Here is a 7167-nt window from a genome sequence, read left to right as displayed (position 1 = left end):
GGTGCGGACGAAGAGACTCGAACTCTTACAGCTTGCGCCGCTGGAACCTAAATCCAGTGTGTCTACCAATTTCACCACGTCCGCATGTGAAGCCTTTAAAGCAAAGGCGCCAGATTTTCATCAGGCGCCTTTCGGAATATGGGGTGGACGATGGGGATCGAACCCACGACAACAGGAGTCACAATCCTGTGCTCTACCAACTGAGCTACGCCCACCATATTGCGCTTGTTGCATCACTTGTGCCAAAGCTGCCTGATATGGCGCACCCGGCAGGACTCGAACCTGCGACCATCCGCTTAGAAGGCGGATGCTCTATCCAGCTGAGCTACGGGCGCTTATTTAACCCACAATCGGTAACGACTGCAAATTCTAAGCTTCAGTCATGCCGAGTTAAATCATTAACTCTGCCTGACCTTCTTCACCAGTGCTAGGCTCTGCCCGACAAGTGCGACGAATGTTATAGACGACCGGTCAGGTCGTCAACAGCTTTCTGAAAAAAATTCATTTTATTTAAGGGCTTAGCGGAATCGTCGGACCAAGCGCCTTTGCCCTGCATCTATAGCATGAGAGAATGCGCGCACATTTTCTTCCCTCTCGATGGTTAATCACGCGTCATGACTGCACAACTAATCGACGGCAAGGCGATCGCCGCCAGCCTGCGCAAGCAGATCGCCCAACGGGTCGCCGAGCGTCGCCAGCAAGGCCTGCGTACCCCTGGCCTCGCCGTGATCCTGGTCGGCAGCGATCCTGCCTCCCAGGTCTATGTCTCGCATAAGCGCAAGGACTGTGAAGAAGTGGGCTTCCTGTCCCAGGCCTTCGACCTGCCCGCCACCACCACTCAGCTTGAGCTGGAAAGCCTGATCGACCGTCTGAACGATGACGCGAAGATTGACGGCATCCTGCTGCAACTGCCATTGCCCGAACATCTGGACGCCTCCAAACTGCTGGAGCGCATTCGCCCGGACAAGGACGTGGACGGCTTCCACCCCTACAACGTTGGCCGTCTGGCCCAGCGTATCCCCTTGCTGCGCCCGTGCACCCCCAAGGGCATCATGACCCTGCTGGAAAGCACCGGCCAGGACCTGTACGGCATGAACGCCGTGGTGGTGGGCGCCTCCAACATCGTCGGCCGCCCCATGGCCATGGAACTGCTGCTGGCCGGCTGCACCGTCACCGTCACCCACCGCTTCACCAAGGACCTGGCAGGCCACGTCGGCCGTGCCGACCTGGTGGTGGTGGCCGCCGGCAAGCCCGGGCTGGTCAAGGGTGAGTGGGTGAAGGAAGGCGCGATCGTGATCGACGTGGGCATCAACCGTCAGGCCGATGGCAAGCTGGTGGGTGACGTGGTGTACGAGACCGCCCTGCCCCGCGCAGGGTGGATCACTCCCGTACCTGGCGGCGTGGGCCCGATGACCCGCGCCTGCCTGCTGGAAAACACCCTGTATGCCTGCGAAACGCTACATGCCTGAGTAACACCCCGGCAATGAAGAACGCCGCCTTCCCGGCCACGGGAGGCGGCGTTTTTTTTGGCTGTGGTATTTATTCCCCCGCCCGCTCACCCCCACGCTGCCTACGATAAAGCCCCCCGCCCGCCCAGCGACAAAAGGACTTTGTCATGCCCACCCCGTTCGAACTTGCCACAAACCAATTGCCTCAATGGCTGATCAGCGCCAGCCCTGGCACCCACCAAGCCCTGCGCAAGACCCGCGCCGCGCCGGTGCCCTGGTACGAAACCGCGCGCTATAGCCAGCCCGAGTCGGTCAAGGCACTTCACAAGGCCTATGCCTCCCACCGGTTCGAAGAGGCCCAGGTCAACGAATTGCTCGCCCGCCTGCCGTCTGCCGAAGACTTCGCCGAACCGCTGCTCAAGGCCGCCATCGCCGATCGCTTCGACCTGGAGCTGGATGTACGCAATCATTACCTGTTCAACGGCGCCCGCGTATTCATCGACACCTCATTCGCGAACTCGACCGACCCGGCCGTCAAGATCAACACCGCGTTGCGCGGTGCCACCAGCACGCTGCTCACCGCCGCCCTGCAGAACTTCGAAGCCTGGGAAGCGCAGATGGGCGGCATGGACACCGACAGCTACGACGCTGGCATCTACACCGCTCACCCGGTGCTGGGCATCGGCCTCGACGGCACGCGCCTGACCCTTGCCCCCCATGCATTCGCCGGGCTGTGCCGCGAACTGGACCTGGGCCGGCGTTACCAGGCGCAAATCGATACAGCCCTGCGCGTGCCCGGCCGGCCCGGCGATGCGCCCGGCGTGGACGTGCGCAATGCCGCCGCACGCCTGAAACTGCTAGAACGCTCTGCCTGGGAGCTGCACACCCATCTGGCATACCTGAAGGGAGATATCGATCAGGTCGCACACACCCAACTGCTCGACATGGCCCGCACCCAGGCATTTCAGCACTGCCGATTCCTCACCCTGTTCGGCATTGAAATCTGCGGCGCGGTAGTGATCACCGACCCTCGCGGCCACGGCGCGATGATTGTCTACTTGCCAGACGATCCAGTCACGCCGCTCAAGGCCTACCCAACGATGCATGCCTTTGCCGGCGCCCTGCGCCAGCGCTTCACAAGCAGGCGCTACCGCAGCTTTTTCGCCCGCTACCTCCGTGCCCGCGAACGCAACGGGTTCTACAACCAATTGCAACGCAGCCTGTTTCCCTACGTCACCCTCAGCAACGGCCTGCGGCAACGAACGTTCGACAAGGACGGCAACCTGGACCTGGACCTGCCACCCTTCCACCAATTCCTGTTCACGGCCCTGCACTCACGCAAGCTGGCCACCCTCAAGGATGACGCACTGTTCCACGCCGTGCCCACCGCCGTGGAAAACCAGAAGACCCATGACCAAAAGGTGCAATATTTCCTTGGCGCCGCTATGGAAACCCTGAATGTGGCCGCTTTCGTGGTGCCAGGGCTCGGCGAAGTGATGCTGACAGTGATGGCCGTGGAACTGTGCCACTCGGTGTATGAAGGGTTCGCCAGCCTGGCCGAAGGCGATCGTGAAGCGGCATTCGGCTACCTGATGGACGTGCTGGACAACGCCGCCATGCTGGCCCTGATGGGACTCGTCGGTGGGGCGGCGAGTGGCCTGCCTGCGGTGGAGGCACCGGCACTGGTGCGCAGCATGAAACCCATCGCCCTGGCTGATGGCAGCCCGCGCCTGTGGAAACCCGACCTTACTCCCTTTCATCATGACGTTATTCTGCCCGCCAGCCTCAAACCCGACGAGCTGGGCCTTTATACCTTCCAAGGCAAGCAGTGGCTTCCCTTGGACGGGCGCGTGTATGCGGTGAAACCGCCCGCCGACGGCGCCCCCTACCGCCTTGCCCACCCCAGCCAGCCCACTGGCTACGAACCGCCCCTGCGGCACAACGGCAAGGGTGCGTGGCTACACGAACTGGACACCCCGGCCGAATGGGAAGGCCATTCCTTGTTCCAACGCCTGGGCCACCATGCCCAAGGGGTGCCCGAGCAGACGGCTCAGCGCATCATGCGTGTCAGCGGCACCCATGAGGCCACCCTGCGCCGCAGCCTTGCCCGGAGCGAGGCACCACCGGCCCTGCTGGAAGACACACTGCAACGCTTCAAGCTCGACCAGGCACTGGAAAGCAGCGCGCCCGAAACCCGCGCCAGCCTGTTCGCCAGCCGCTACCAAGCCTTGCAGAATAGCCAGGCCCCACTGCCACAATTGATCCGGCGCAGCTTCGAGCAGTTGCCTACCCTGGTGGCCGAGGAACTGGTGGCCAATGCCACTGCAGCGGAGCGCGCCCTGATGGAAGATAAGGGCCAACTGCCCCCACGCATCACCGAAGAGGCCCAGGCTTACCTGCGCAAGATTCGTGTGGTGCGCGCCTATGAAGGCGTGTTCCTGGACAGCGTGCACAACCCCGACAGCGAAAAGGTCAAGCTGCACAGTGTCGAAACCCTGCCCGGCTGGTCCCCCGACGTCAACATCAGTGTGCGCGACGGCCACTTCAGCGGCGCCGAGCTCGACAGCAGCGGCCCTGAGCAGGCACCCATTCGCAAAGTCCTGATCAAGGACGGGCCTGGCTATGAAACCCGAGATAAAGACAACCGCCACCTGCACGGCAAGGACGACCTCTACGGGTCCATCCTGCACGCCCTGCCCGACCCGCAACGTGCCCAACTTGGCTTCGCGCACACAAGCCAGAAGAATGAACTGCTGGTAACCGTGCGCGACTTGCCACTGTTGCCGCGACACAAGGTGGAAGCCTTGTTGCAAACCCGCCCCCTTGAGCCGGGCGAGCGTTCACCCATGGGCTTGGCCGAAGGCAGGCCTGGACAACCACTGACCACCACCGGACGCGTCATTCTGGACGACTCGCTGCTGGACAAACTGCGCCTCCTGGAGCTGGAAGCCGCGTTCCAGGCCGATGCCCGTCTGTTGCTGGATTGGCTGACGGAAAGCGGCCTGAGCCGCGAAACCATCGATGCGCGCCTGAACCAGTTGCTGGGAGAGCAGCAGGCCCTGCAAGCAAGCCTGGACCAGTGGGCCCTGAGTGCCAGCGCACTGCCGGAGCCGGATGCAGCCACGCAAGCCAGCCGCCAGCGCATCGGCGAGGCCCTGTGGCAGCATTGGCGCGCCAACAGCCTGCCGGAACTGGGCCACCGCAACGTACCGTTGCACCTGAATGGCGTGGCCCTGCAAGACTTTCCCGAACAGCTACCCGACTTTATTTACTCGCGCGTGCAAAGCCTGGAACTGATCGATTTCAGCCCACGTTCCCCCCATCTGCTGACCAACCGGCCCTTGATGGACCTGGTGGCCGAGAGCACCGCCCAGGTGGAGACGTTGCAGCAGTTCTTCCACCGTTTCGCGCAAGTGACTGAACTACGCCTGACCGGCAACCGCGCCCTGCCCTTCAACGCCCGCCAACCCTGGGCACAGCTGATACGCCAGCATTTCCCCAACCTGACCTCGCTAAGCGTGGTGGACATGTCGATGCTGATCCATGCCCCAGAGATGGCCGACCTGCGCACCCTGAGCCAACTGCGCCGCCTGGACCTGAGCGGCAACTTCTTGTCGGGCAGCCCGGATTTCACTGGCCTGGAGCTGGACTATCTGGGACTGGACCGCACCCTCCACGGCTTCCACCCCACCACCACGCCGCTGTTCGACGACTCCCTGCTGGATCATGTGAGCCACATTTCCCTGCGCGACAACCGCCTCACCCAACTGCCTCATCACGTGCTGGCGAATGGACCGGCCACCGGGCACACCACTCATATCGACCTGAGCAACAACCCTCTGCCACGAGCCACTACCGTGGAAGCCGTGTGGAGCGAACGCCTCGACAGCCGCTACCGCTTCACAGTGGAGATGGAACCCAGCGAGCTACAGACGCTCATCCGTCAGCGCGATGAACTGCTACGCGCACTCAATGACTGGCACCAGGCCTCGGGCTCCTCCACCGCAGCCAACGGCGAGCGCGAGGCCGTGCGGCGACAGACCGAGCAATCGCTGCTCAATTACTGGAGAAGCACCTGCATCAGCGCCAGCGCACCTACCCTGGACCTGGAGGGCGATATCAGTGACTTCCCGCTGACGCTCCCGAACTTTTTCTACGACCGCGTGGATCGCCTGGCACTGAGCCGGCCCGTGGGCAGCCCGGCACAGCTGGACCGGCTGCTGCGACGCTTCCAGCGCCTGGAAAGCCTTATTTTGTATGGCCACGCCACGCCCTTGAGCCACCTGCCCGCGGCGATCGGCGATATGCCCTACCTGAGGTATCTGGACCTGACCGACCAGGGGTTGATCATTGACCAGGCACTGCTCGACGACCTGGCGCGTATTCCGACCTTGCGTGGCCTGGCGCTGGAAAACAACCGAGTCGGTACCGTCACCAATGCCTCGGTACTGCGCAGCACCGACCTCAACTCCCTGAGCCTGGAAAATACCGGCCTTTCCAGCTGGCCAAGCTGGCTGGACGACCTGCTGCCCCGCCCCCTGCAGTCCCTGAACCTGGAGGACAACCAGTTGGTAGCCGTGCCCGACTACCTGCCCGCCAACGCCCGCAGCAACGACCACGTGACCCACATCAACCTGCGCGGTAACCCGCTGCCCGAGGAGTTGATGCGAAGCCTGCAAATTTCAGAGTCATACTCCAGCAGTTACACCTTCGACACCGACCTGGCCGAACATGAGGATGCCCTGTCGAGCCTGGGTGATTCGGACACCAGCGTGCGCAGCCATTCACCCCATGGCGGCCGATCACCGCAAGTGTCCGGCACTGTGGAACCCTGGTTGTCGAGCGGCGATGTCGAGCAGTTGGCCGCGCGCCGTCACGTATGGGAGCGCCTGGAGGCCCAAGGCACTCACAGCGACTTGCTGAACCTGATCGATCACCTGCAAGGCGCTGCGGATTACCGGACCGCCACCAGCCGCGCCCTGTTGACTGAACGGGTATGGGCGGTTCTGGAGGCTGCCGACCAGGACCCAGCCCTGAGCGAACTGCTCAATGCCACGGCTCAAGCCCCTTTGCAGCAACTGCACAACCAGGAAACCTGTCCCGACGGCATGCGCCTGGCCTTCAACCAGATGGAGATTCAGGTGTTCACCCAGCGCGCTATCCGCGAATCTCCGGGGCTTGATCGCGGCCAACAACTGCAACGCTTGGTTCAACGCCTGTTTCGGCTGGAAGAGCTGGACCGTCTGGCCATCCAGGCCAGTGGTTCCCGAGATGAAGCCGAGGTGCGCCTGGTGTACCGCCTGCGCCTGGCTGAGACCCTGGATTTACCGCTGCAGCCTTCGAGAATGCTATACGAAACCGTGGCCAACGTTAGCCGCAAAGAGCTCGACACAGCCTTGGCCCAGGTACAGGAAGGCGAACATGGCCAGGCGTTTTTGCGCTACGCGGCACAGCAGGATTTCTGGGCAAGCTACCTGCGCGAAAGCCATGCCGAGCGGTTCAAGGCACTGAAGGACGACTATGAGGCCAGCGTGCTGGCGCTAGAGGACCGTTATCCGGGGGAAACCCAGGAACAGTTGGGGGTGCGGATTATGGCGCTGGAACAGCAATGGCAGGAGAGCGAGCTGGACTTGCTCATGGAACTGACGCGAATGGAGCAGCACAGCGGCGGTACAGCCTGACCGCAGGGCCTTCGGCAGCCGCTACAGAAATCCTTGTA

The 7167-nt window shown here is 62.6% G+C and carries 2 protein-coding genes and 3 tRNA genes; 2 read left to right on the top strand and 3 right to left on the bottom strand.

Annotation, left to right across the window (positions count from 1 at the left end):
* Positions 1 to 2 precede the first annotated feature (2 nt).
* From PMM47T1_RS18995 to PMM47T1_RS18985, 3 genes are all read right to left on the bottom strand, one after another.
* A tRNA-Leu gene (locus PMM47T1_RS18995) sits at positions 3 to 84 on the bottom strand.
* Between the two features lie 55 nt (positions 85 to 139).
* Positions 140 to 215, bottom strand: a tRNA-His gene (locus PMM47T1_RS18990).
* A gap of 43 nt (positions 216 to 258) precedes the next feature.
* Positions 259 to 335: transfer RNA gene (locus PMM47T1_RS18985), tRNA-Arg, on the bottom strand.
* 279 nt (positions 336 to 614) lie between these two features.
* Between PMM47T1_RS18985 and folD the strand changes: the two genes are divergently transcribed.
* Entirely contained in the window at positions 615 to 1469 is an 855-nt protein-coding gene (folD, locus tag PMM47T1_RS18980; RefSeq protein ID WP_008371865.1) for a bifunctional methylenetetrahydrofolate dehydrogenase/methenyltetrahydrofolate cyclohydrolase FolD, read from the top strand.
* Positions 1470 to 1615: 146 nt separating this feature from the next.
* Positions 1616 to 7129, top strand: coding sequence for a dermonecrotic toxin domain-containing protein (locus PMM47T1_RS18975; RefSeq protein WP_008371863.1), 5514 nt, complete (start codon positions 1616 to 1618; stop codon positions 7127 to 7129).
* The last annotated feature ends 38 nt before the right edge of the window (positions 7130 to 7167 follow it).

The sequence above is a fragment of the Pseudomonas sp. M47T1 genome, from assembly GCF_000263855.1.
In the GTDB taxonomy this organism is placed as follows: Bacteria; Pseudomonadota; Gammaproteobacteria; order Pseudomonadales; family Pseudomonadaceae; genus Aquipseudomonas.
Note: the sequence above shows the minus strand (reverse complement) of the source record. Positions and strands in the feature narration are given on the sequence as shown.